The following is a 24,823-nucleotide window of genomic DNA, read 5'->3' as shown; positions in this document are numbered from 1 at the left end:
CTCAGCCCTCCGAGGGGGCAAGGCGCTCGAGCTCCGCCTGGGTCGACTTCAGCAGGTCGTTCCAGGACGCCTCGAACTTCTCGACGCCCTCGTCCTCCAGCACCTGCACGACGTCGTCGTACCCGATGCCGAGCCGCTCCAGCGCGTCCAGGTCGGCGCGCGCCTGCTCGTAGGTGCCGGAGATGGTGTCGCCGGTGATCTCGCCGTGGTCGTCGGTGGCCTCCAGGGTGGCCTCCGGCATGGTGTTGACCGTGTTCGGCGCGACCAGCTCGGTGACGTACAGGGTGTCCGGGTACGCCGGGTCCTTCACACCGGTCGACGCCCACAGCGGACGCTGCTTGTTGGCGCCCGCGCTCTCCAGCGCCGTCCAGCGGTCGGAGGAGAAGACCTCCTCGTACGCCTGGTAGGCGAGCCGGGCGTTGGCGAGGGCGGCCTTGCCGCGCAGCGCCTTGGCCTCGTCGGTGCCGAGGTCGTTGAGGCGCTTGTCGATCTCGGTGTCCACGCGGGACACGAAGAAGGACGCCACGGAGTGGATCTCGGACAGGTCCAGGCCCCGCTCCTTGGCCTTCTCCAGGCCGGTGAGGTACGCGTCCATGACGGCCCGGTAGCGCTCCAGCGAGAAGATCAGCGTGACGTTGACGCTGATGCCGAGGCCGATCACCTCGGCGATCGCCGGCAGACCCGCCTGGGTGGCCGGGATCTTGATCAGGGTGTTGGGGCGGTCGACGAGCCAGGCCAGCTGCTTGGCCTCGGCGACGGTCGCCTTGGTGTGGTGGGCCAGGCGCGGGTCGACCTCGATGGAGACCCGGCCGTCCTGGCCGCCGGTGGCGTCGAAGACCGGGCGCAGGATGTCGGCGGCGTCGCGGACGTCCGCCGTGGTGATCATGCGGATGGCCTCTTCGACGGTGACCTTGCGGGCGGCGAGGTCCGACAGCTGCTGGTCGTAGCCGTCGCCCTGGGAGATCGCCTTCTGGAAGATCGTCGGGTTGGTGGTGACGCCCACGACGTGCTGCTGGTCGATCAGCTCGGCGAGATTGCCGGACGTGATCCGCTTGCGCGACAGGTCGTCCAGCCAGATCGCGACGCCTTCTTCGGAGAGGCGCTTGAGTGCGTCTGTCATGGAATTACATCTCCTACGTGTCGTATATGGGCGTCAGCGCTGGGCGTCGGCGAGGGATTCCCGCGCCTTGGCGGCCACGTTCTCCGCGGTGAAGCCGAATTCGCGGAAGAGCAGCTTGCCGTCGGCGGAAGCACCGAAGTGCTCCAGGGAAACGATGCGGCCGGCGTCCCCCACGTACTTGTGCCAGGTCAGGCCGATGCCCGCCTCCACGGCGACACGGGCCTTGACGGACGGCGGCAGCACGGAGTCCCGGTACCCCTGGTCCTGCTGCTCGAACCACTCCACGGACGGCATCGACACCACACGGGTGGGCACGCCCTCGGCCTGGAGCCGCTCGCGCGCCTCGACGGCCACGTGCACCTCGGAACCGGTGGCGATCAGGATGACCTGCGGCTCGCCGCCTTCGGCCTCGAACAGGACGTAGCCGCCCTTGGCCGCGTCGTCGTTCGGCTCGTACGTCGGCACGCCCTGGCGGGTGAGCGCCAGGCCGTGCGGCTGGCCCTTGCCGAACTCCTTGGTCCAGCGCTTGAGGATCTCCCGCCAGGCGATCGCGGTCTCGTTGGCGTCGGCCGGGCGGACGATGTTCAGGCCCGGGATGGCGCGCAGCGAGGCCAGGTGCTCGACCGGCTGGTGGGTGGGGCCGTCCTCGCCGAGGCCGATGGAGTCGTGCGTCCACACGTACGTCACCGGCAGGTGCATCAGGGCCGACAGGCGCACCGCGTTGCGCATGTAGTCGGAGAAGACGAGGAACGTGCCGCCGTAGATGCGGGTGTTGCCGTGCAGGGCGATGCCGTTGATCTCGGCGCCCATGGAGTGCTCGCGGATGCCGAAGTGGATCGTGCGGCCGTACGGGTTGGCCTCCGGCAGCGGGTTGCCCGCGGGCAGGAACGAGCTGTCCTTGTCGATGGTGGTGTTGTTCGAGCCGGCCAGGTCGGCGGAGCCGCCCCACAGCTCGGGGATCACCGCGCCGAGCGCCTGGAGCACCTTGCCGGACGCGGCACGGGTGGCCACGGCCTTGCCGGGCTCGAAGACCGGGAGCTTCTCCTCCCAGCCGGCGGGCAGCTCGCCCTTGGCGATCCGGTCGAACTCGGCGGCCCGCTCCGGGTTGGCGTCGCGCCACTCCTGGAGGGACTTCTCCCACTCGGCCTTCGCCTGGGCGCCGCGCTCCAGCGCCTTGCGGGTGTGGGTGATGACCTCGTCGGCGACCTCGAACGACTTCTCCGGGTCGAAGCCGAGGACGCGCTTGGTGGCCGCGACCTCCTCGTCACCCAGCGCCGAGCCGTGCGCGGCCTCGGTGTTCTGCGCGTTCGGGGCCGGCCAGGCGATGATCGAGCGCATCGCGATGAAGGACGGGCGGTCGGTGACCCGCTTGGCCTCCTGGATCGCGGCGTAGATCGCCGCCGGGTCCAGGTCGCCGTTCTCCTGGGCCTCCACCCGCTGCACGTGCCAGCCGTAGGCCTCGTACCGCTTGACGGTGTCCTCGGAGACGGCCGTCTCCGTGTCGCCCTCGATCGAGATGTGGTTGTCGTCCCACAGCAGGACCAGGTTGCCCAGCTTCTGGTGGCCGGCCAGCGAGGACGCCTCGGCGGCGATGCCCTCCTGGAGGCAGCCGTCACCGGCGATGCAGTAGACGAAGTGGTCGAAGGGGGACTCACCGGCCGGCGCGTCCGGGTCGAACAGACCGCGCTCGTAGCGGGCGGCCATCGCCATGCCCACCGCGTTGGCCACACCCTGGCCCAGCGGGCCGGTGGTGGTCTCCACACCCTTGGTGTGTCCGTACTCCGGGTGACCCGGGGTCTTGGAACCCCACGTCCGGAAGGCCTTCAGGTCGTCCAGCTCCAGGCCGAAGCCGGCCAGGTAGAGCTGGGTGTAGAGGGTCAGGGACGAGTGGCCGGCGGACAGCACGAAGCGGTCGCGCCCGACCCACTCCGGGTCGGCCGGGTCGTGCCGCATCACCTTCTGGAAGAGGGTGTAGGCGGCCGGGGCCAGGCTCATCGCCGTACCGGGATGGCCGTTGCCGACCTTCTGTACGGCGTCTGCGGCCAGGACACGGGCGGTGTCCACGGCCCGCTGGTCCAGCTCGGTCCACTCAAGGTCTGTGGTGGTCGGCTTGGTGCTCACCCTGGGTCAGGGCTCCTCTCCACATGTCGGTCGCCGGTCCGTCGGGCATACGCCAGAACCGGCCGCCGAGGGGCTTGTCGCCCCCCGGTCGTTGTCGAGCCTACCCCCGTGAGGACGTGCGTTTTTTCGAGTGTTTCAAGACTGCCGGGAGTCGCTGGGATCCGCCTCCCGACTGGGCGGAACGGCATTCGGCACATGAATAAGGACCCGCTCATCTGACCGCTCAGGAGAGCTTTCCCGCGCACGGAGGATCACCCTTTGGACCACCCCGTTTCCGGCGCATCCGAGCGAGCCCGCGCACGTGTGTACGGAGGGCCCCGCCAACACGAACCCACCCCCGCGAAGGCCGGGGTATGGGCAACGTCTAAAGTGGCGTGGTACGCGCGAGCCGTAACCCGGAGTGTCCGGCGCGGAGGCTCGCTGGGATGTCTCTGTCAGGGGTGTGCGTGACGGCCGTCGAATCCCGTCCTGGGGGTCCCTCCCAGGCCCTCAAGGCCCTGGGGGAGGGTGTGCTCGGTGGTGCGAGCCAGGGCCCGGTTCACCGGCCGTTGGGGGCCCGTGTCAAGGCGTTCGTGGCGCTGACCAAGCCGCGGATCATCGAACTGCTGCTCATCACCACGGTTCCGGTGATGTTCCTGGCGCAGCAGGGTGTGCCGGACCTGAAGCTGGTCCTGCTCACCTGCCTCGGCGGCTATCTGTCGGCGGGCGGCGCCAACGCGCTCAACATGTACATCGACCGGGACATCGACGCCCTGATGGACCGGACCTCCCAGCGCCCGCTGGTGACCGGGATGGTCAGTCCGCGCGAGTGCATGGCGTTCGGCATCACCCTGGCGGTCGTCTCGACGCTGCTGTTCGGGCTGACCGTCAACTGGCTGAGCGCCTGGCTGTCACTCGGGGCGCTCCTCTTCTACGTCGTCGTCTACACGATGATCCTCAAGCGGCGCACGTCGCAGAACATCGTGTGGGGCGGCATCGCGGGCTGCATGCCGGTGCTCATCGGCTGGTCGTCCGTGACGAACTCGCTGTCGTGGGCGCCGGTCATCCTCTTCCTCGTCATGTTCTTCTGGACGCCGCCGCACTACTGGCCGCTGTCCATGAAGGTCAAGGAGGACTACGCGCGCGTGGGCGTGCCGATGCTTCCGGTCATCGCCTCCAACAAGGTGGTCGCCAAGCAGATCGTCATCTACAGCTGGGTGATGGTCGTCGTCTCCCTGCTGCTGACCCCCCTCGGCTACACCGGCTGGTTCTACACGGCCGTCGCCCTCGCGGCGGGCGGCTGGTGGCTGTGGGAGGCGCACGCGCTGCAGAACCGGGCCAAGGCCGAGGCCACGGGCACGAAGCTGAAGGAGATGCGGCTCTTCCACTGGTCGATCACCTATGTGTCGCTGCTGTTCGTGGCGGTCGCGGTGGACCCGTTCCTGCGCTGAGCCGCACCGGGCGTACGTCACAGCGCCCTGCTCTCGCCAGTCGATCTACCGGTGAGTAGCATCCTGGGCATGGCAGACACGCAGCAGGTTGACGCGAGGGCCGAGCGCACGGTGTCCCGGCTCGCCCACCGGATCAGCGCCTTCGCCAAGGCGCACGGCGGCGCGGAGGGCCAGGTCGCCCACATCGGCGAACGCGGCGCCCGCATCGTCCTCGTCGGCGAGGACGGCGGCTGGGGCGACCTGGTGGCCCCCACGTACGCCATCGCCGAGCAGGCGGTGACCAGGTCCGGCATCACGGTCCACGACTCCTTCGACGGCGAGTTCGCGGCCAAGGTGACCACGGGGCCGTACGAGTGGAAGCGGATGGCCGGCATCCAGGTCGGCGGCTGACCGGCCCGCCGCGGCGCCCTGCGGCTTCGCCGCGGGGCGCGCTTCCGTAGTAGGAGGCCTTTTTCCGGGTGTACACGCCCCGGTGAGCCGTCGAGACTGGCCGGATGACGACCGCTTCCCTGCTCGACGGGTTCCTGGAGGCCCTGCTGCCGCTGCGGCCCCGCGCCCTCTGGGCGCACGGCTCCCTGGCCGGCGGCGACTACCAGGAGGGGCGCAGCGACCTCGACCTTATCGCCGTACTGCCCGGCCCGCTCGGCCCGGCACACGCCTTTCGGATCGCCGCCCTGCACGCCGGGCTGCGCCGGCGGCCCCTCGCGGCGAAGCTCCACTGCTCCTATCTCACCCCGGCCGCCCTGGACGACCCGGACCGCCCGCACCTCACCTGGGCACACGGCCGCCTGCTGCGCCGCCCGGTCACCCCTGTCACCCGGCGCGAGCTGCACGACTTCGGCCGGGTGCTGTACGGGCAGCCGCCGGGCGGGCTGCTGCCGCCGGTGCCGGAGGGGCAGCTGCGCGACTTCGTCGTGCGTGATCAGCGCGACTTCTGGCGGCCGGCGGTGGACAAGGCCCCGCTGTGGCGGCAGGACGTCTGGGTGGACCTGGGGCTGCTGACCTTCGCCCGGGCCACCGTGACCCTGCGCGACGGGCGGCTGATCTCCAAACGGGAGGCCCTGGCCGAGCTGCCGGCCCTCGGCGCGCCCGCCGAGGTCGTCGCGGACATCGCCCGCCGCCGGCACGAGGACCCCGCACCCGCCCCGGCCGACGCCGACCGGATCGCCCGGCGGGCCGGGGCGACCCGGGCGTTTCTGGGTCCGGCGATCGACGCCCTGGTCGAGGGCGCGGGCGCCGGATGACTCAGGCCCGCGAGCCGACCGTCATCCCGGCCCGGGCCACCGGCAGGTCCTGCGGGGTCTCGGGGCGCTCGCGCAGCGCCAGCAGCACGCGCAGCACCCAGATCCACATCACCGTGGAGCCGAGCATGTGGGCGGCCACCAGGGCCTCCGGGAGGTGGGTGAAGTACTGGACGTAGCCGATGGCCCCCTGGCACAGCAGGATGACGAACAGCTCCCGGGTGCGCGCCAGCGGCCCCTTCGGCGCGTCGACGGCCTTCAGCACGAACCACAGCGCGAACGTCAGCGTGACCACGATCCAGGCGAGCACCGCGTGCAGCTTGGAGACGGTCTCCCAGTCGATGGGGATGCGCTCGACCTCGCTGGAGTCGCCGGCGTGCGGCCCGGCCCCGGTCACCACCGTGCCGACCGCGATGAGCAGCGCGGACGCGGCCACCAGGAACCACACCAGCTGCGCCACCGCCTTGCCGACCAGCGGCCGCGGGGCCTCGTCGCCCTCCCGGGTGCGCTGCCACATGACCGTCGCGATGGCGATCAGGGCCGTGGAGAGCAGGAAGTGCGCGGCGACGGTGTACGGGTTCAGGCCGACCAGGACGACGATGCCGCCGAGCACGGCGTTGCCCATGACGACCCAGAACTGGGCCCAGCCCAGCCGGGTCAGGCCGCGCCGCCACGGCTTCTCGGAGCGCGCGGCGATGATCGCCCAGCCGACGGCGGCGCACAGCACGTACGTCAGCATGCGGTTGCCGAACTCGATGATCCCGTGGAAGCCCATGGCCCGGGTGGTGGTCAGCGAGTCGTCGGTGCAGGTGGGCCAGGTCGGGCAGCCGAGGCCCGAGCCGGTCAGGCGGACGGCGCCGCCGGTGACGACGATGACCACCGACATGACGAGCGCGGCGAGGGCCGCCCGCCGGACGGTCCGGGGGTCCGGGGTCCAGCGGTCGGCGATGAAGGCGAGCGGATTGCGCAGGGCGGCTTCGGCGTCGGCGCGGTTCAGCTTAGGCACGCGCACCATCGTAGGCCGCCGCTTGTGCACGCGTTCACGAGGGTCACTCCGATGGGGGTGTTCCTGCTCACGGGAGGGCCCGGAGGGTCACTCCCAGCGGAAGAACCGTCCGGCCGCGGCCAGGCCGACGACCGCCCAGGCGGCGAGGACGCCCAGGTCGCCCCAGGGCATGCCGGCGCCGTGCTGGAGCACGTCCCGCAGGCCGTCGGAGAGGGCGGAGATGGGCAGCAGGCCCAGGATCCGCTCGCCCGTGGAGCCGAACTTCTCCAGCGGCACGATCACCCCGCCGCCCACCAGCAGCAGCAGGAAGACCAGGTTGGCGGCGGCCAGCGTCGCCTCGGCCTTGAGGGTGCCCGCCATCAGCAGGCCGAGCCCGGAGAAGGCGGCGGTGCCGACGATCAGCAGCAGGACGACGGCGGCCGGGTTGCCGTGCGGGGACCAGCCCAGCGCGAAGGCGATCACGGTCAGCAGGACCACCTGGAGGACCTCCGTGACCAGCACGGACGCCGTCTTCGCGGCCATCAGGCCCCAGCGTGGCAGCGGGGAGGAGGCGAGCCGCTTGAGCACGCCGTAGCGGCGCTCGAAGCCGGTGGCGATGGCCTGCCCGGTGAACGCCGTCGACATCACCGCCAGCGCCAGCACACCGGGGGCGAGGAAGTCGACCGCCTCGCCCTTGCCGGTGTCCACGATGTCGACCGAGCTGAAGAGGACCAGCAGCAGGGTCGGGATCACGACCGTCAGCAGCAGCTGCTCGCCGTTGCGCAGCAGCATCTTCGTCTCCAGCGCCGCCTGCGCCGCGATCATGCGGGGGAGCGGGGCGGCTCCGGGTTTCGGCGTGTACGTACCCACGGTCACGAGCGCAGCTCCTTGCCGGTCAGCTCCAGGAAGACGTCCTCCAGCGTGTGCCGCTCGACCGAGATCCGGTCGGGCATCACCCCGTGCTGGGCGCACCAGGAGGTCACGGTGGCCAGCAGCTGGGGGTCGACCTTGCCGACCACCCGGTAGCCGCCCGGGGTCAGCTCGGCGGCCGCGCAGTCGGCCGGGAGCGCCTTGAGCAGCGAGGCGATGTCGAGGCCGGGGCGGCCGGTGAAGCGCAGGGTGTTCTCGGCGCCGCCCTTGCACAGCTCCTCCGGGGAGCCCTGGGCGATGACCCGGCCGCCGTCGATGATCGCCACGTCGTCGGCGAGCTGTTCGGCCTCGTCCATGTGGTGCGTGGTGAGGATCACCGAGACGCCGTCGGCGCGCAGGTCGCGCACCAGGTCCCAGGTGGCCCGGCGGGCCTGCGGGTCGAGGCCGGCGGTGGGCTCGTCCAGGAACACCAGTTCCGGGCGGCCCACGACGGCCATGGCGAGCGCGAGCCGCTGCTGCTGGCCGCCGGAGAGCCGGCGGTAGCTCGTCCGGCCGCAGGAGCCGAGGCCGAGGCGTTCGACGAGGGCGTCGACGTCGAGCGGGTGCGCGTGCAGCTTCGCCACGTGCCGGAGCATCTCCTCGGCGCGGGCGCCGGAGTACACACCGCCCGACTGGAGCATCACGCCGATGCGGGGCCGCAGCTCGGCGGCCTGCCGGACCGGGTCGAGGCCCAGGACGCGCACCGTGCCGGAATCCGGCCTCCGGTACCCCTCGCAGGTCTCGACCGTGGTCGTCTTCCCGGCGCCGTTCGGGCCGAGTACGGCGGTCACGCCGGGCCGGGCCGTCAGGTCGAGGCCGTCCACCGCGGTCTTCGGGCCGTACCGCTTCACCAGGGCCGTCACCTGGACCACAGGCTCACTTCGCATGGGGCCGAGTGTAGGGAGACGGCGCGCGGTTCAGACGGGCGGGTACGGGAAGTCCCCCTCCCGTGGCCGGTGCAGCGCCAGCCACCGTTCGGCGTAGGCCACGGCGTCCGCCACCGGGAACAGCCGGGCGTCCGCGCCGCCGACCCGGCCGCGGACGACGGGCCGGTCCCGTTCGAAGTCGTGCCCGAGTTCACCGAACCGGTCCGAGGTGATCGACACCTCGACCACCGTCTCCCAGCCGCCGCCGGGAGCGGGCCGGCCGACCTCCACGCGCGGGGCGGGTATCCGGTACTCGGCCAGGTGGAAGGCGGTGCAGGAGTCGTAGCCCGCGCCGAGCAGCAGCACCCGGGCGCCCAGCTTCTCCAGCTTCGCCAGCGGACTGGCCTCACCGAGCCGGCAGTCCGGGGCGTGGCCCTCGGTGATCTCCCGCGCGCGGGGGCCGAGCGCGGCGAAGGAGGTCTGCGGGTGGGCGCTGCGCAGGGCGCCGGGCCAGGTCCGCACGGTCTCGGGGATCACGCCGACCCCGAGCGAGGGGGTGACCAGCGGGTCGTACGGGGGCATGGTGGCGCGGATCCGGTCCCACCATTCCCGGGGCACCGGCGGGTTCTCCCACAGGGCCGGGTCGGACTGGTCGCCGGTCTGGGTGGGGACGACGAGGGTGCCGTCGGGGCCGAGCGCGTCGAGGAGTCCCCGGACGACCGCGACCGCGCCTCCGTTCACCCAGCCGAGTGAGCTGAGCGAGGAGTGCACGAGCAGGGTCTCGCCGGTCTCGACACCCAGCAGGCGCAGCTCTGTGGCGAGGGTGTCCCGAGTGACAAGTGGGCCGGTCGGAGGGGGTGCGGGCATGGTTCGGGAGTCTTCCGGACGGGGCCCCGGAGCGCCACTGAAAAGACCGCGGAAACGATTTGAAATGATCAGCAGAAGATCGTTTCCGCAGGTCAGATTAGGTATGCCTAAGTGACGCAGGGCACCGCCTGATGATCCGGACGCCGCTTGTCAGGCTCCGCGGAATTACGCAACAATGGCGTTGTGAAAAACGTCGGCGAGGCTCGGGAGACCCCCACGGGGGCCCCTCAGGAGGAGCTAGCGACCGGTGAGCGCTCCACGCGCAACCGGGTCGCGCGCTCCATCCTGGACCACGGGCCGTCGACCGTCGCCGAACTCGCCGGCCGGCTGGGACTGACCCAGGCGGCCGTCCGGCGCCATCTGGACGCGCTCGTCGCCGACGACGTCGTGGAGGCCCGGGAGCAGCGGGTGTACGGCACGCGCACGCGTGGCCGCCCCGCCAAGGTCTTCGCGCTCACCGACTGCGGCCGGGACGCCTTCGACCAGTCCTACGACAAGCTCGCCGCGGACGCGCTCCGCTGGATCGCCGAACGGGAGGGCGGCCCCGAGGCGGTCGCCGCCTTCGCCCGCGCCCGGGTCGCCGCCCAGGCGCGCGCGTACCGCCGGGCGATCGAGGCCGCGACCCCGGACAAGCGCGCCGAAGCACTGGCCAAGGCCCTGAGTGCGGACGGGTACGCTGCTACGGCGCGCAGCGCACCGGTCGGCGAGCAGCTCTGCCAGCACCACTGCCCGGTCGCCCATGTCGCGGAACAGTTCCCGCAGCTGTGCGAGGCGGAGACGGAGATCTTCGCGGAGCTGCTGGGCACCCACGTCCAGCGACTGGCGACCATCGCGCACGGCGACGGCGTCTGCACGACGTTCATCCCCAAGATTTCCACTGACGCACCTGCAAGCACGGCCGGGAGGAACCCCGCATGACTCTCCCCACGGAGACTGCCCACCCTGAGCTGGAGGGCCTGGGCAAGTACGAATACGGCTGGGCCGACTCGGACGTGGCCGGTGCCTCCGCCAGGCGTGGCCTGAGCGAGGACGTCGTCCGCGACATCTCCGGCAAGAAGTCGGAGCCGGAGTGGATGACCAAGCTGCGCCTGAAGGGCCTGAAGCTCTTCGAGAAGAAGCCGATGCCGAACTGGGGCTCCGACCTCTCGGGCATCGACTTCGACAACATCAAGTACTTCGTGCGCTCCACGGAGAAGCAGGCGGAGTCCTGGGAGGACCTGCCCGAGGACATCAAGAACACCTACGACAAGCTGGGCATCCCGGAGGCCGAGAAGCAGCGCCTGGTCGCCGGTGTCGCCGCCCAGTACGAGTCCGAGGTCGTCTACCACCAGATCCGCGAGGACCTGGAGGAGCAGGGTGTCATCTTCCTGGACACCGACACCGCGCTGAAGGAGCACCCGGAGCTCTTCAAGGAGTACTTCGGCACGGTCATCCCGGCCGGTGACAACAAGTTCGCCGCGCTGAACACCGCCGTGTGGTCCGGCGGCTCCTTCATCTACGTGCCGAAGGGCGTGCACGTCGAGATCCCGCTCCAGGCCTACTTCCGCATCAACACGGAGAACATGGGCCAGTTCGAGCGGACCCTGATCATCGTCGACGAGGGTGCCTACGTGCACTACGTCGAGGGCTGCACGGCGCCGATCTACAAGTCCGACTCGCTGCACTCCGCGGTCGTCGAGATCATCGTCAAGAAGAACGCCCGCTGCCGTTACACGACCATCCAGAACTGGTCGAACAACGTCTACAACCTGGTCACCAAGCGCGCCGTCGCCTACGAGGGCGCGACCATGGAGTGGATCGACGGCAACATCGGCTCCAAGGTGACGATGAAGTACCCGGCCGTCTACCTGATGGGCGAGCACGCCAAGGGCGAGACCCTGTCCATCGCCTTCGCGGGCGAGGGCCAGCACCAGGACGCGGGCGCGAAGATGGTCCACATGGCGCCGAACACGTCGTCCAACATCGTCTCCAAGTCCGTGGCGCGCGGCGGTGGCCGTACCTCCTACCGCGGTCTGATCGAGATCGGCGAGGGCGCCGCCGGCTCCAAGTCCAACGTGCTGTGCGACGCGCTGCTGGTCGACACCATCTCCCGGTCGGACACGTACCCGTACGTCGACGTCCGCGAGGACGACGTGTCCATGGGCCACGAGGCCACCGTCTCCAAGGTCTCCGAGGACCAGCTCTTCTACCTGATGAGCCGCGGTCTGTCCGAGGACGAGGCGATGGCGATGATCGTGCGCGGCTTCGTCGAGCCGATCGCCAAGGAACTGCCCATGGAGTACGCGCTGGAGCTCAACCGGCTGATCGAGCTGCAGATGGAGGGCGCGGTCGGTTAACCACCGGTCCGCACCCCCGTCAAGCCCACACGTAAGAAAGCGAGCATTACGACAGCCATGGCTGAGGCCCAGAACATCCCGGTGGGTTCCACCACCGCCGGCTCGATCGCGGTCGCCGCGGAGTCGACCGTCGTGTCGCGCATGAGCGCGCCCCCGTCCTTCGACGTGGCGGACTTCCCGGTCCCGCACGGCCGCGAGGAGGAGTGGCGGTTCACCCCGCTGGAGCGGCTGCGCGGGCTGCACGACGGCACCGCGGTCGCCGGAGGCTCGATCAAGGCCGACTTCTCCGCCCCCGACGGCGTCACCGTGGAGACCGTCGGCCGCGACGACGCCCGGCTCGGCCGGGCCGGCAAGCCGGTGGACCGGATCGCGGCCCAGGCGTACTCCTTCTTCGAGGAGGCCACGATCGTCACCGTGCCGAAGGAGACCGTGCTGACCGAGCCGGTGCGCCTCACGCTGCACGGCGAGGGCGGCGTGACCTACGGGCACACCGTGTTCGAGCTCGGCGCCTTCGCCGAGGCGACGGTCGTCATCGACCACACCGGTGACACCGTCCGCGCCGCGAACGTGGAGTACGTCCTCGGTGACGGCGCGAAGCTGACCGTGGTCACCATCGTGGACTGGGCCGACACCGCCGTGCACGTCGCCCAGCAGAGCGCCCTGGTCGGCCGGGACGCGAGCTTCAAGCACGTCGTCGTCACCTTCGGCGGCGACCTGGTGCGCATCCACCCGCGCGTGGAGTACGCCGGCCCCGGCGGCGAGGCGGAGCTGCTCGGCCTGTACTTCACCGACGCCGGCCAGCACCACGAGCACCGCCTGCTGGTCACGCACAACACCCCGCACTGCAAGTCGAACGTCGTCTACAAGGGCGCGCTCCAGGGCGACAACGCGCACGCGGTCTGGATCGGTGACGTGCTCATCGAGGCCAAGGCCGAGGGCACGGACACCTACGAGATGAACCGCAACCTGGTCCTCACGGACGGCGCGCGCGTCGACTCGGTGCCGAACCTGGAGATCGAGACCGGCGAGATCGTCGGCGCCGGCCACGCCTCCGCCACCGGCCGCTTCGACGACGAGCAGCTCTTCTACCTGATGGCCCGCGGCATCCCGGAGCACGAGGCCCGCCGTCTGGTGGTCCGCGGCTTCTTCGCCGAGCTGGTCCAGCAGATCGGCGTCGCCGACATCGAGGAGCGGCTGCTCGCCAAGATCGAGACGGAGCTGGAGGCCTCGGTCGCATGACGGCCTTCGTACGCGTCTGTGGGCTGAGCGAGCTGGCGGAGGACACCCCGAAGCGGGTGGAGATCGACGGCACGCCGGTCTCGGTCGTGCGGACCGAGGGCGAGGTGTTCGCGATCCACGACATCTGCTCGCACGCGAACGTCTCGCTGTCGGAGGGCGAGGTCGACGACTGCCACATCGAGTGCTGGCTGCACGGCTCGCGCTTCGACCTGCGGTCCGGCAAGCCCGACAGTCTTCCGGCGACGCGCCCCGTCCCCGTATACCCCGTAAAGATCGAAGGGGACGACGTTCTCGTCTCCCTCACCCAGGAGTCCTGAGGCACCCATGGCAACGCTTGAAATCCGAGACCTGCACGTCACCGTCGAGGCCGACAACGCCACGAAGGAGATCCTCAAGGGCGTCGACCTCACCGTGAAGCAGGGCGAGACGCACGCCATCATGGGCCCCAACGGCTCCGGCAAGTCGACCCTCGCCTACTCCCTCGCGGGTCACCCGAAGTACACCATCACCGGCGGCACCGTCACCCTGGACGGCGAGGACGTCCTGGAGATGTCCGTCGACGAGCGGGCCCGCGCCGGCCTGTTCCTGGCGATGCAGTACCCGGTCGAGGTGCCCGGCGTCTCCGTCTCCAACTTCCTGCGCACCTCCGCCACCGCCATCCGCGGCGAGGCCCCGAAGCTGCGCACCTGGGTGAAGGAGGTCAAGGAGGCCATGGAGCGCCTCAACATGGACCCCTCCTTCGCCGAGCGCAACGTCAACGAGGGCTTCTCCGGCGGTGAGAAGAAGCGCCACGAGATCCTCCAGCTGGAGCTGCTCCGGCCGAAGGTCGCGATCCTCGACGAGACGGACTCCGGTCTGGACGTCGACGCGCTCCGCATCGTCTCCGAGGGCGTCAACCGCGTCCGCGAGACCGGCGAGGTCGGCACCCTGCTGATCACGCACTACACGCGCATCCTGCGCTACATCAAGCCCGACCACGTCCACGTGTTCGCCGGCGGCCGCATCGTCGAGTCCGGCGGCCCCGAGCTCGCGGACAAGCTGGAGAACGAGGGCTACGAGTCGTACGTGAAGGGTGGCGCATCCGCGTGACACAGCTGCCGGGCCTCCTCGACACCGAGGCGATCCGCAAGGACTTCCCCGTTCTGGACCGAGTCGTCCACGACGGCAGGAAGCTCGTGTACCTGGACAACGCGGCGACCAGTCAGAAGCCGCGCCAGGTGCTGGACGCCCTGAGCGAGTACTACGAGCGCTACAACGCCAACGTCCACCGCGGTGTGCATGTGCTCGCCGAGGAGGCCACGGCGCTGTACGAGGGCGCGCGCGACAAGGTCGCCGAGTTCATCAACGCGCCCAGCCGCGACGAGGTGATCTTCACCAAGAACGCCTCCGAGTCGCTGAACCTCGTGGCGAACATGCTCGGCTGGGCCGACGAGCCCTACCGGGTGGACCAGGACACCGAGATCGTCATCACGGAGATGGAGCACCACTCCAACATCGTGCCGTGGCAGCTGCTGGCGCAGCGCACGGGCGCGAAGCTGAAGTGGTTCGGCCTCACGGACGACGGCCGGCTGGACCTGTCGAACATCGACGAGATCATCACGGAGAAGACGAAGATCGTCTCCTTCGTGCTGGTGTCGAACATCCTGGGCACGGTCAACCCGGTCGAGACGATCATCCGGCGCGCCCAGGAGGTCGGCGCGCTGGTGTGCATCGACGCCTCCCAGGCCGCGCCGCACATGCCGCTGGACGTGCAGGCGCTCCAGGCCGACTTCGTGGCCTTCACCGGCCACAAGATGTGCGGCCCGACCGGCATCGGCGTGCTGTGGGGCCGCCAGGAGCTGCTGGAGGACCTGCCCCCCTTCCTGGGCGGCGGCGAGATGATCGAGACCGTCTCGATGCACTCCTCCACCTACGCCCCGGCACCGCACAAGTTCGAGGCGGGCACGCCCCCGATCGCCCAGGCGGTCGGGCTCGGCGCGGCGATCGACTACCTGAACTCGATCGGCATGGACAAGATCCTCGCCCATGAGCACGCGCTGACGGAGTACGCGGTGCGGCGCCTGGCCGAGGTGCCGGACCTGAGGATCATCGGTCCGACGACGGCCGAGGACCGGGGCGCGGCGATCTCCTTCACGCTCGGCGACATCCACCCGCACGACGTGGGCCAGGTGCTGGACGAGCAGGGCATCGCGGTCCGGGTCGGCCACCACTGCGCGCGTCCGGTGTGCCTGCGCTACGGAATTCCCGCGACCACGCGAGCGTCGTTCTATCTGTACTCCTCGCCGGCCGAGATCGACGCTCTGGTCGACGGCCTGGAGCACGTACGGAACTTCTTCGGCTGAGAGGCGTGCTGACAAGGTGAAGCTGGACTCGATGTACCAGGACGTCATCCTGGACCACTACAAGAACCCGCACGGGCGTGGTCTGAGGGATGGCGACGCCGAGGTGCACCACGTGAACCCGACGTGCGGCGACGAGATCACCCTGCGCGTGAAGTACGACGGCACCACGATCGAGGACGTGTCGTACGAGGGCCAGGGCTGCTCGATCAGCCAGGCCAGCGCGTCGGTCCTCAACGAGCTGCTGGTCGGCAAGGACCTGGCCGAGGCGCAGAAGATCCAGGAGACCTTCCTGGAGCTGATGCAGTCCAAGGGCAAAATCGAGCCCGACGACGCGATGGAGGAGGTCCTGGAGGACGCGGTCGCGTTCGCCGGGGTCTCCAAGTACCCCGCGCGGGTCAAGTGCGCCCTCCTGAGCTGGATGGCGTGGAAGGACGCGACGGCCCAGGCGCTGGGTGGCGCCGACGCCGAAAGGAAGACGGCATGACCGACACCGCTGAGATGAAGCCGGCCTCGGAGGAGGAGCTCCGCGAGGCCCTGATGGACGTGGTCGACCCCGAGCTGGGCATCGACGTCGTCAACCTGGGCCTGATCTACGGCATCCACATCGACGACTCCAACATCGCGACCGTCGACATGACCCTCACCTCGGCGGCCTGCCCGCTGACGGACGTGATCGAGGACCAGGCCAAGTCCGCCACCGACGGCCTGGTCAACGAGCTGCGCATCAACTGGGTCTGGATGCCGCCGTGGGGCCCCGACAAGATCACCGACGACGGCCGCGAACAGCTCCGCGCGCTGGGCTTCAACGTCTGACCGCACCGCGTGCGTGAAGCGGCGGCACCCACACCGGGTGCCGCCGCTTTCGCGTACCCGCCCACGGGCCCGTTGTGTACGCTCGTACACATGGGATATCTGCTGCTCGCGGGTGCCATCGCGGCCGAGGTGACCGCTACGACGGCGATGAAGTACAGCGAGGGATTCACCCGGCTCTGGCCCTCGCTGGTGACCGCGGTGGGGTACGTCGTGTCGTTCGCGCTGCTCGCCCGGACGCTGAAGACCGTGCAGATCGGCACCGCCTACGCCATCTGGTCCGGGGTCGGCACCGCGGCCATCGCCGTCCTCGGACTGCTGCTGTTCGGGGAGGGGCTGACGGCGGCCAAGGTCGGCGGGATCCTGCTGATCATCGGGGGCGTGGTGGTGCTGAACCTGGGCGGAGCGGCGCACTGATGGCGCGCCGCCACGACCCCGGGCGCCGGCAGCGGATCATCGACGCGGCGATCCGCGTGGTCGGGCGGGACGGCATCGCCGGGCTGAGCCACCGCAGCGTCGCCGCCGAGGCGGACGTGCCGCTCGGCTCCACCACGTATCACTTCGCCACCCTGGAAGAACTGCTGGTGGCCGCGTTGCGGCAGGCCGGCGAGGGATTCTCCGGGGTGCTGGCCGAGCTGGTCCCGGACCACGGCGGCCCGGACGGCCTCGCCGCGCAGCTGGCCCGGGCCCTGGGGGTGTGGCTGGGCGGCGAGCGCACCGGCGTGGAGCTGGAGTACGAGCTGTACCTGGCCGCGCTGCGCCGGCCCGCGCTGCGCCCCGTCGCCGCCGAGTGGAACGAGCGGGCGGCGGCGCCGCTGGCCCGGCGCACCGATCCGGTCACGGCCCGGGCGCTGCTCGCGCTGATGGACGGCCTGTGCCTCCAGGTGCTGCTGACGGGCGGTTCGTACGACGAGGACCACGCGCGCACGCTGCTGGCTCGGCTGATCCCCTGAACCCGCGCCCGGCACGTGAGACGCGGTTCGCCCTCATCACCCCGCCCACGTTAGGTTTTCCCCATGACCGAGTCTGCAACCCGTACCACCGGCGCCGTCGCCGCCGGCCTCGCCACCATCGCCTCCGACGGCACCGTTCTCGACACCTGGTTCCCGGCCCCCGAGCTGGTCGAGGAGCCGGGCCCGGCCGGCACCGAGCGGCTGACGGCCGAACAGGCGGCTCAGCTGCTGGGCGGCGGCGCGACCGCGGCGACCGGCCCGGACGCCCGCCGGGGCGTCGAGGTGGTCGCGGTCCGCACGGTCATCGCGTCGCTGGACGACAAGCCGGTGGACGCGCACGACGTCTACCTGCGGCTGCACCTGCTCAGCCACCGGCTCGTGAAGCCGCACGGCCTCAGCCTGGAGGGCCAGTTCGGCTTCCTCGCCAACGTCGCCTGGACCTCGCTCGGCCCGGTCGCGGTGGACGACATCGAGAAGGTGCGGCTGAACGCCCGCGCCGAGGGCCTGCACCTCCAGGTGACCTCGGTCGACAAGTTCCCGCGCATGACGGACTACGTCGTCCCCACGGGCGTGCGCATCGCCGACGCCGACCGGGTCCGTCTCGGCGCCCACCTCGCCGCCGGCACCACGGTCATGCACGAGGGCTTCGTCAACTTCAACGCCGGCACGCTCGGCACCTCCATGGTCGAGGGCCGGATCTCCGCGGGCGTCGTGGTCGGCGACGGCTCGGACATCGGCGGCGGCGCCTCCACCATGGGCACCCTGTCCGGCGGCGGCAACGTGGTCATCTCCATCGGCGAGCGCTGCCTGATCGGCGCCGAGGCGGGCATCGGCATCGCCCTCGGCGACGAGTGCGTGGTCGAGGCCGGCCTCTACATCACCGCGGGCACCCGCGTCACCATGCCCGACGGTCAGATCGTCAAGGCCCGCGAGCTCAACGGCGCCTCCAACATCCTCTTCCGCCGCAACTCGGTCACCGGCGCGGTCGAGGCCCGCCCGAACAACGCGGTCTGGGGCGGCCTGAACGACATTCTGCACAGCCACAACTGACACCCCGGCCACACCCGGCGCAGCGCCCCTCACCCCGTGGTGGAGGGCGCTGTGTCATGCGGGGGGGGATCACGCCGCGCGCAGTGCCTCGTACCGGGTGAGCAGGGCGGTGGCCGTCCGGGGGTCGGCGGGCAGCAAGGGGGCGCGGACCGGGCCCGCGGGGAGGCCGAGGCGGGGGAGCAGGGCCTTCGTGGTGACCGTGCCGGGCAGGCCCGCGTTCATCATCGCCTCGATCAACGGCGTGGCCGCCAGCTGGAGTTGCCGTGCCCGGGCGGTGTCGCCGGCGTCGAACGCGGCCGGGATGGCGGCGATGTGTGCCGGTATGGCGTTCGCGACGGTGCTGACACAGCCCGCCGCGCCGACCGCGTAGAGCGCCAGCACATGTTCGTCGCAGCCCGCGTAGTACGCCAACCCGGTCTGTGCCAGCACCTTCTGGGCGCCGAGGAAATCGTAGGAGCAGTCCTTGACGGCCACGATCCGCGGGTGCTCGGCGAGCCGGATCAGTGTCTCGGGCTCGATCCGGGTGCCGGTGCGGCCCGGGATGTCGTACAGCATCACCGGCAGCCCGCTCGCGTCGGCGACCCGGCGGAAGTGGGCGGCTACGGCCTCCTGCGGGGGCCGGCTGTAGTACGGCGTCACCACCAGGACGCCGTCCGCGCCCGCCTTCCGGGCCGCGAGGGCCAGCTCGACCGTGTGCCGGGTGTCCGCCGAGCCCACGCCCGCGACCAGCGCCGCCCGGTCGCCGACCGCCTCCCGCACGGCCCGCACCAGCCGGGTCTTCTCCTCGTCGGTGGTGGTGGGCGACTCGCCCGTGGTGCCGTTCAGGACCAGGCCGTCGCAGCCCTCGGCCACCAGGTGCGCGGCCAGCCGCCGGGCGCCGTCCAGGTCGAGCGCGCCCGCCTCGGTGAACGGCGTGATCATCGCGCAGAGGGTACGGCCGAAGGGCGGGGGCTTGCGGGTGCTCGTCATGGGAGTAGTCTCGGCGGCACATCCGTGAAGCTCTACTTAATTCTCCTACGATGTATGGGTAAGCGTTGCTGAGAGGTTCCGGGTGCCGGCGGACGCCCTGTGTTCAACTCGCCCCTTATGCGTCACCATGGCCGGAGGATCCCCACCGTCCGGTCATGGGAGGCACCATGAAGCTCGGCAAGGCACTGGCCACCGGAGTCGCCGAGGAGCGGCCGCTCGACCACGCGGAGGAATCGCCGCTGCCCGAGGAGACCCACCGCACCGCACCGGCCGAGCCGGCCCGCGAAGAGGTGCCGGCCGCCCGATGAGACTGCGGCTCCCGGCGGAACGCCCGACGGAGCCGCCGACCGGTTACAAGATCGCCCACCCGGTGCTGTCCGGGGACGGCACCCGGGCCGGGTTCACCGGAGTCTCGCTCGGCGGCGCGCTGCCGTACGCCGTCCTCGACGACGCCTCCTGTGTCTACGGGCGTCGGCACCGCCCGCCCGCGCGCCGCTGCGACTGCGGCTTCCACTGCGTGCACGACCGGGCCGCCGCCGAGGACCTGCGGTGCACCGCCGAGCACCGCGCGGCCGTGCTGCTGGAGGTCTCCGTCCTCGGCGCCTACATCCGCTTCGAACGCGGCTTCCGCTACGCCCGGCAACGGGTGCGTACGGCCACCGCCGGACCCTGCGGCTGCGGCGCCGGTGCCGTCGCGCTGGCCGACGCCGGCTGGGGCCGCCCGGGCTGGCGGGCGCTGGCCCCCGCCTGCGCGCTGTGCGTGCGCGGGCGTACGTCCCTCTCCCTCGCGGAGTTCGCCCGGCTGGCCGGACAGGGGCTCCGGGTGGTCGCCGAGGACGGCACCGGACACCCCGGCCCGGACGAGTTGGCGATGGGTGCCGGGCCGAGTGTGCCCGAACTCGTCGCGGAGGCAGCCCTGTTGCAGGCGCGCCTCGACTGGTTCCAGTCCCAACTCGCCCGCCTCGGCGAGCGCGGGGCGGGCGACGGCGCACAGGGGTGAGCGCCCCCGCATCCGGGTACCCGGGCGGTCCGCACGGAACCGGTCGCGGCGGATCCGGACGGACGCCGCCGCGACCGGGGACGCGACCAGGGAAAGGGCACACCGATGAGGCACAGGAACCCGCGCGGCTCGGGCGCCAAGGGCCCCGACGAGCTGCGCCGGCAGATCGAACAGAGCCGGAGCCGGCTCGGTGGCACCGTCGGCCGGCTGACGGGCCGCGCCGATGTCACGGGCCGGGCCCGCACGCGGGCTGCGGACCTCAGGGACAAGGCCGGCGCCATGACCGTACAGCTGCGCTCCGGCGCCGCCCACGCGGGACACGGCGCCCAGGGCCGGGCGGCCAAGGCGGGACACCTCGTGCAGGGCAAGGCCGCCAAGGCGGGGCACCTCGTGCAGGACAAGGCGGCCAGGGCCGGGCAGCTCGTGCAGGGCCGGGCCGCCGGGGCGGGCGGCCGGATGCAGGAGGGGGCGGCCAAGGCCGGACATCTGCTGCAGGACCGGGCCGTGCGGGCCGGGCACGGCGCGCAGGAGCGGATGACCAGGGCCGGCCATCTGATGCGGGAGCGGGCCGGACACGGCCGGCACGCGCTGCGGGACCGGGCGGTGCACGCCGGGCACACCGCGCAGCACGACGTGCGGCTGCCGCGACCGGTGCGCAGGGCCGTGCGCACCGCGCTGCGCCACCCCCGGCCGGCGATGCTCGCGGGCGCGGCGGGCGCCGCCCTGGTCGGCGTGGCCGTGGTCTGGCGCCGCGTCGACCGCGGCGGACAGTGAGCCGCTGACACGGGACGGCGGGACCGGCCGGGCGCGACGCCCGGCCGGTCCCGCCGTCGTGCCCCGGGTTACGGGCGCAGCCGCAGCACCTGCGGGTCGTGGTCGCTGATCTGGTCGTGGAACTCCGCGTTGATGTGCACGCTGTCGTACTCGAAGTCGCCGCGGCGGATCGCCGGGCTGATCAGGATCTGGTCCAGGACCTGCTGGTTGCCCTGGTAGTCGTAGGTGTAACGCTCGTTCCTCGGCAGGGACTTGATCGCCGACCACAGGGCGCCGTCGCCCTCCAGGATCTTCGTGGTGCCGGAGAACTCGAAGTCGTTCATGTCGCCGAGCGCGATCACGTCCGCGTTCTTCTGCACCGCCAGGATGTCCTTGACGAACGCGTTCACAGCGGTCGCCTGGGCGTGCCGCTGGATCTCCGAACCGCGCACCGGGGGCTGGTACTGCGCGGTCAGCGCCTGGTCGCCGCCCTTGGAGTTGAGGTGGTTGGCGATCACGAAGACGGTCTTGCCGCGGAAGACGAACTCGCCCGCGAGCGGCTTGCGGCTGTTGCTCCAGGCCGCGTTCGCCGGGTCGATGCGGCCCGGCGAGACCGTCAGCCGGGCCTTGCCGCGCTCCTTGGTGACACCGGTCGCGGTGGCCGGGCCGCCGCCCGGGCGGTCCGTGAAGGAGACCCGCTCGGGGTTGAACAGGAACACCTGCCGGATGTTGCCGCCGGGCTCGCCGCCGTCCTGACCGTCGACCGGGTTGACCGACCGCCAGTCGTACACCGGGCCGCCCGCCGCGGCGATGGCGTCGATCAGCTTGGTGACGGTCTTGTCCGCGTCCACCGTGCCGTCGTTCGTGGCGCCGTTGTTGTCCTGGATCTCCTCCAGGGACACGATGTCCGGCGACTTCAGGTGGTCCACGATCGCGGCGGCGTGCTGCTCGAAGGTGGTGTCCGACGGGTCGAGGTTCTCGACGTTGTACGTCGCCACCGCCAGCTCGCGCTCCGACTGCGCGCGGGTGGTCTCGCGCCGGAGGCCGCCGCTCTCCAGCGTGCCGAGGCCGCTCGCGACCAGCGTGTAACCGCCGTACTGGTTGAAGTCCAGCGGGCCGGTCGTCGTACCGGAGAGACGGTCGCCGACGTCGGCCTTGGGGAAGTCGGCGGCGGAACCCAGCGACTGGATCTGGAGCCGGCCGGTGTTCTGGGAGTCGTAGGAGCCGTAGACCGTGCCGCCGCGGCGGCTGCGGTGCTCCCACGGCTTGACCGTGACCCACAGCTCGCTGTGCGAGTCGGTCGCGGTGACCACGCGGGCGTCGGCGACCTGGACGTTCATGCCCTCCAGGGACTCGTAGTAGTCCAGGGCGTACGCCGACGGGTCCAGGGTGAGCCCGTTGATCGAGCCCGCCGCGACGGGGTCGCCCTCGGGCGCGTAGGCGTCCGGCACCGCGTCCTCGTCGATCACGACCGGCGCCGGCACCGGGTTGCCGGTGGAGACTGTGGTGACCTGCGGCTTGGTGATCTCCGTCAGCGACTGGTTGCCGGACGAGGCCCCGCCCGGGACGTACTCGGTGACCGTGCCGGTCACCGTCACCGCGTCACCGACCGCGACCTTCGGCGTGGAGCTGGTGAAGACGAAGACGCCCTCGCTGGTGGCCGGGTCGTCGTCCGGGGCCGCGTCCTGGAGCCAGAAGCCCCGGGAGGAGCCGTAGGTGCGCGTGGCCGTGACGATGCCGGGCACGTCCGTCACCTTCTGCCCGGCGTACGGCGATATCCGGGTCGTGCCCTGGATGTCGTGGACCCGCACCGAGTCGGCGTGCGCGGGGGAGGTGAGGACGACGGCGGACGCCGCGCCGCAGACGGCGGCGACGGTGAGCGCGGCGAGGCGCGCGGAAGACCTGCTCGGCAAGGGATTCCCTCCGGGACGTGCGTGAGCGCCGGGACGAGGACGGAAACGGAGACCGCGGGGGACGCGTGTGCCCCCTGTGACACGCGTAGCGCCGAGTGAACAGTTGTCCCCCGAACTTCTACGCGCGTCAATCTCCTGCCTGGCCGGGGGAGTTGTCAAGGTTTCGGCCATGGCCGACTGCTTACGGAGAGATGAACCGGGCGGCATGGGTGGAAATCCGTCTAGGCTGAGCGGCTGAGCCCGTTTCTCGGTCCGAGGAGAACCAGCCGATGTCAGACAGCTCCCCCCTGCCGCCCGCGCGGCTGCACCCCGAAGCGGAGCTGGCGCGCGCCGCGCTGTCCACGCCGTTGCTGTCCCGGGCGGCCCGCCTCGCCCGCTGGGCCGGGCCGGACACCCGGGTCGACGCGGGCGGCACCCTGGTCGAGGAGCAGCTGCCGGCCGCCGCCGCCCTGCTCGGCCTGACCGGGGACGACGCCGCCGCCTACGCCAGCGAGGCATGGCGGGTCGCCGTGGACGCGGGCCTGGTCGAGATCGTGGACGAGGAGGCCGGCACCGTCCGGGCGGGGGAGAACCTGGCCCTGCTCACCGGCTCCCCGCGCGAGGTGCTCGCGGTGTGGCTCACCGCGCTGGAGACCGTCCTCGCCGACGCGGCCGTGCCCGACCTGGAGGACCTGGCCGACGCCATGGACGAGGGCGGCAGGGTCGATTTCTCGTCGCTCGACTGGGATCCGCAGGCCGACGCGGACTTCCTCGACGGCGTCCTCGGCAACCTGTATCTGCTCACCGTCGGTGAGGACGGCGCCGGCGAGAGCCCCGTCCCGCTGCCCGCCCTCGCCGCGTCCATGCTGGTGCCCGACGACATGGGCGAGCCCACCAACGACGTCCTGGAGCAGGTCTCCGACGCGATGATGCGGCTGGACGACCAGTTCCGCGCGCTGGAGCCGGCCGGACTCGTGGCCTACCAGCCGGTGGACGAGGCGCTGATGGCCGACGCCGACGAGGAACCCGCGGCGCCCGTGGACGACACCGACGTCTCCCGCTACGGCATGGTCCGGCTCACCCCGCTCGGCGTGTACGGGCTGCGGGCGCGGCTGCTGGAGGCCGGGTTCGAGGCGCCCGTCGTCGGCGAGCTGGCCGACAAGGGCGCGGACGCGCTGCTCGACGGCACCGCCCGGTTCGGGCAGTCGGCCGCCCGCGCCGAGACGGAGCTGTGGCTCGCCCGCCGTGAACCGCTCGCCGCGGCCCGGGAGTTGCTGGCGGCGGCGCGCGGCGCGGACGCCGGGGGCCCCTTGCGCCGGCTGCGCTGCCAGCAGGCGCTGTCGCTGGTGGGCGCCGAGGCCGAACCCGCGCTGCGGGAGGTGCTGGACGACCCCGAGCTGGGCGGACTGGCCCGGGTGTGGCTGAGCGAGCGGGGAGCCGCGGGGGTGCCGGCGCCCTCCCAGGAGCTGGTGTTCTGGCTGACCGTCGACACGCTGGCCGCGCAGCTGGCGGCCGAGGGCAACTCCGAGGAGCTGCGGGCCCTGGTGGAGGGGCTGGCCGCCCAGCACAGCGGGTTCTTCGCGGCGGCCTGGCGGGTGGACCATCCCGCCACCGCCGAGGTGCTGGACGCGATGGGCCGGCTGCACCCGGACAAGAAGGTGGCCAAGGAGGCCAGGAAGGCGGCGTTCAAGGCGCGGTCCCAGCACGGGGGTTGAGCGCCGGGGGTGGTGACGGGGCGGCGTGGGCGGCCGGTGCCCGGCGCCGCGGACCGTTGTGGCGTGGTCGTAGGCCGTCGGTGCGGGGGTCCTTGTCGGCTCATGCCCCGGCGTCAGTGCGCCGTGCCTCGGCTGGATCCTCGACGGGACGGCGGTACGGGGGGCTTGGACCGGCGTTCGGCCGCGGGCCGTGGTGGGCCGGTCGCGCGGTTCCCCGCGCCCCTT

At 71.5% G+C, this 24,823-nt stretch carries 26 protein-coding genes; 18 read left to right on the top strand and 8 right to left on the bottom strand.

Features of this window, described 5'->3' with window-relative positions; genetic code table 11:
* Position 1 precedes the first annotated feature (1 nt).
* On the bottom strand, positions 2–1,120 hold the full coding sequence (gene tal / locus HB370_RS10915) for a transaldolase (RefSeq protein WP_030792258.1): 1,119 nt from the start codon (positions 1,118–1,120) through the stop codon (positions 2–4).
* A gap of 33 nt (positions 1,121–1,153) precedes the next feature.
* Positions 1,154–3,241, bottom strand: coding sequence for a transketolase (gene tkt / locus HB370_RS10910; RefSeq protein WP_167512961.1), 2,088 nt, complete (start codon positions 3,239–3,241; stop codon positions 1,154–1,156).
* Between the two features lie 425 nt (positions 3,242–3,666).
* On the opposite strand from tkt, the gene HB370_RS10905 reads away from it, so the two are divergent.
* From HB370_RS10905 to HB370_RS10895, 3 genes are all read left to right on the top strand, one after another.
* Complete coding sequence (locus HB370_RS10905; RefSeq protein ID WP_244405487.1) at positions 3,667–4,671, top strand: heme o synthase; 1,005 nt, start codon at positions 3,667–3,669, stop codon at positions 4,669–4,671.
* 69 nt (positions 4,672–4,740) lie between these two features.
* Positions 4,741–5,061: a hypothetical protein gene (locus tag HB370_RS10900; RefSeq protein WP_030792253.1), complete on the top strand. Its 321-nt coding sequence runs from the start codon at positions 4,741–4,743 to the stop codon at positions 5,059–5,061.
* A 104-nt stretch (positions 5,062–5,165) separates the two neighbouring features.
* A complete protein-coding gene (locus HB370_RS10895) occupies positions 5,166–5,915 on the top strand; it encodes a nucleotidyltransferase (RefSeq protein WP_030792251.1) in 750 nt (249 codons plus the stop codon).
* Position 5,916: 1 nt separating this feature from the next.
* Here HB370_RS10895 and HB370_RS10890 read toward each other — a convergent pair whose 3' ends face one another.
* From HB370_RS10890 to HB370_RS10875, 4 genes are all read right to left on the bottom strand, one after another.
* Complete coding sequence (locus HB370_RS10890) at positions 5,917–6,927, bottom strand: COX15/CtaA family protein (RefSeq protein ID WP_030792248.1); 1,011 nt, start codon at positions 6,925–6,927, stop codon at positions 5,917–5,919.
* Positions 6,928–7,005: 78 nt separating this feature from the next.
* Positions 7,006–7,722, bottom strand: a complete 717-nt coding sequence (locus HB370_RS10885; protein WP_051816135.1) for an ABC transporter permease — start codon at positions 7,720–7,722, stop codon at positions 7,006–7,008.
* A gap of 47 nt (positions 7,723–7,769) precedes the next feature.
* Positions 7,770–8,693, bottom strand: a complete 924-nt coding sequence (locus tag HB370_RS10880; RefSeq protein ID WP_030792242.1) for an ABC transporter ATP-binding protein — start codon at positions 8,691–8,693, stop codon at positions 7,770–7,772.
* 30 nt (positions 8,694–8,723) lie between these two features.
* The gene (locus HB370_RS10875; protein WP_030792239.1) at positions 8,724–9,539 is read right to left on the bottom strand and encodes an AAC(3) family N-acetyltransferase; all 816 of its coding nucleotides are present in this window, start codon (positions 9,537–9,539) and stop codon (positions 8,724–8,726) included.
* Between the two features lie 183 nt (positions 9,540–9,722).
* Here HB370_RS10875 and HB370_RS10870 point away from each other — a divergent pair, with 183 nt between their 5' ends.
* The 11 genes from HB370_RS10870 (at position 9,723) to dapD (ending at position 18,269) form a co-directional block, all read left to right on the top strand.
* Complete coding sequence (locus HB370_RS10870) at positions 9,723–10,457, top strand: ArsR family transcriptional regulator (RefSeq protein ID WP_030792237.1); 735 nt, start codon at positions 9,723–9,725, stop codon at positions 10,455–10,457.
* Positions 10,454–11,875 (top strand): Fe-S cluster assembly protein SufB, encoded by a 1,422-nt coding sequence (gene sufB / locus HB370_RS10865; protein WP_030792234.1) that lies wholly within the window; start codon positions 10,454–10,456, stop codon positions 11,873–11,875. The genes HB370_RS10870 and sufB overlap by 4 nt, the downstream gene beginning before the upstream one ends.
* Positions 11,876–11,932: 57 nt before the next feature.
* Positions 11,933–13,114: a Fe-S cluster assembly protein SufD gene (sufD, locus tag HB370_RS10860; protein WP_030792230.1), complete on the top strand. Its 1,182-nt coding sequence runs from the start codon at positions 11,933–11,935 to the stop codon at positions 13,112–13,114.
* A complete protein-coding gene (locus HB370_RS10855; RefSeq protein ID WP_030617894.1) occupies positions 13,111–13,431 on the top strand; it encodes a non-heme iron oxygenase ferredoxin subunit in 321 nt (106 codons plus the stop codon). The genes sufD and HB370_RS10855 overlap by 4 nt, the downstream gene beginning before the upstream one ends.
* 7 nt (positions 13,432–13,438) lie before the next feature.
* Positions 13,439–14,203 carry a Fe-S cluster assembly ATPase SufC gene (sufC, locus tag HB370_RS10850; RefSeq protein ID WP_030792227.1) on the top strand — a complete coding sequence of 255 codons (765 nt, stop codon included), beginning with the start codon at positions 13,439–13,441 and terminating at the stop codon, positions 14,201–14,203.
* The gene (locus HB370_RS10845) at positions 14,200–15,456 is read left to right on the top strand and encodes a cysteine desulfurase (RefSeq protein WP_030792225.1); all 1,257 of its coding nucleotides are present in this window, start codon (positions 14,200–14,202) and stop codon (positions 15,454–15,456) included. The genes sufC and HB370_RS10845 overlap by 4 nt, the downstream gene beginning before the upstream one ends.
* Positions 15,457–15,472: 16 nt before the next feature.
* Positions 15,473–15,940, top strand: coding sequence for a Fe-S cluster assembly sulfur transfer protein SufU (gene sufU / locus HB370_RS10840; protein ID WP_030792222.1), 468 nt, complete (start codon positions 15,473–15,475; stop codon positions 15,938–15,940).
* On the top strand, positions 15,937–16,269 hold the full coding sequence (locus HB370_RS10835; protein WP_030792219.1) for a metal-sulfur cluster assembly factor: 333 nt from the start codon (positions 15,937–15,939) through the stop codon (positions 16,267–16,269). Before sufU ends, HB370_RS10835 begins: the two co-directional genes overlap by 4 nt.
* 90 nt (positions 16,270–16,359) lie before the next feature.
* Positions 16,360–16,683: a multidrug efflux SMR transporter gene (locus HB370_RS10830; protein WP_030792216.1), complete on the top strand. Its 324-nt coding sequence runs from the start codon at positions 16,360–16,362 to the stop codon at positions 16,681–16,683.
* Positions 16,683–17,219 carry a TetR family transcriptional regulator gene (locus HB370_RS10825; protein ID WP_030792213.1) on the top strand — a complete coding sequence of 179 codons (537 nt, stop codon included), beginning with the start codon at positions 16,683–16,685 and terminating at the stop codon, positions 17,217–17,219. Before HB370_RS10830 ends, HB370_RS10825 begins: the two co-directional genes overlap by 1 nt.
* Before the next feature lie 63 nt (positions 17,220–17,282).
* Entirely contained in the window at positions 17,283–18,269 is a 987-nt protein-coding gene (gene dapD, locus HB370_RS10820; RefSeq protein WP_030792210.1) for a 2,3,4,5-tetrahydropyridine-2,6-dicarboxylate N-succinyltransferase, read from the top strand.
* A 69-nt stretch (positions 18,270–18,338) separates the two neighbouring features.
* Here dapD and dapA read toward each other — a convergent pair whose 3' ends face one another.
* Positions 18,339–19,238 (bottom strand): 4-hydroxy-tetrahydrodipicolinate synthase, encoded by a 900-nt coding sequence (gene dapA / locus HB370_RS10815; RefSeq protein WP_051816132.1) that lies wholly within the window; start codon positions 19,236–19,238, stop codon positions 18,339–18,341.
* Positions 19,239–19,393: 155 nt separating this feature from the next.
* Here dapA and HB370_RS10810 point away from each other — a divergent pair, with 155 nt between their 5' ends.
* The 3 genes from HB370_RS10810 (at position 19,394) to HB370_RS10800 (ending at position 21,012) form a co-directional block, all read left to right on the top strand.
* Complete coding sequence (locus HB370_RS10810) at positions 19,394–19,546, top strand: hypothetical protein (RefSeq protein WP_157855651.1); 153 nt, start codon at positions 19,394–19,396, stop codon at positions 19,544–19,546.
* On the top strand, positions 19,543–20,238 hold the full coding sequence (locus HB370_RS10805; protein WP_030792204.1) for a hypothetical protein: 696 nt from the start codon (positions 19,543–19,545) through the stop codon (positions 20,236–20,238). Before HB370_RS10810 ends, HB370_RS10805 begins: the two co-directional genes overlap by 4 nt.
* 105 nt (positions 20,239–20,343) lie before the next feature.
* The gene (locus tag HB370_RS10800; RefSeq protein ID WP_037703027.1) at positions 20,344–21,012 is read left to right on the top strand and encodes a DUF3618 domain-containing protein; all 669 of its coding nucleotides are present in this window, start codon (positions 20,344–20,346) and stop codon (positions 21,010–21,012) included.
* Positions 21,013–21,080: 68 nt separating this feature from the next.
* On the opposite strand, the gene HB370_RS10795 is transcribed toward HB370_RS10800, so the two are convergent.
* The gene (locus HB370_RS10795) at positions 21,081–22,904 is read right to left on the bottom strand and encodes an endonuclease/exonuclease/phosphatase family protein (protein WP_030792202.1); all 1,824 of its coding nucleotides are present in this window, start codon (positions 22,902–22,904) and stop codon (positions 21,081–21,083) included.
* A gap of 269 nt (positions 22,905–23,173) precedes the next feature.
* Here HB370_RS10795 and HB370_RS10790 point away from each other — a divergent pair, with 269 nt between their 5' ends.
* Entirely contained in the window at positions 23,174–24,598 is a 1,425-nt protein-coding gene (locus tag HB370_RS10790; protein WP_030792200.1) for a hypothetical protein, read from the top strand.
* Positions 24,599–24,823 lie beyond the last annotated feature (225 nt).

The sequence above is a fragment of the Streptomyces sp. DSM 40868 genome (assembly GCF_011820545.1).
GTDB classification, from domain to species: Bacteria; Actinomycetota; Actinomycetes; order Streptomycetales; family Streptomycetaceae; genus Streptomyces; species Streptomyces eurythermus.
Note: the sequence above shows the minus strand (reverse complement) of the source record. Positions and strands in the feature narration are given on the sequence as shown.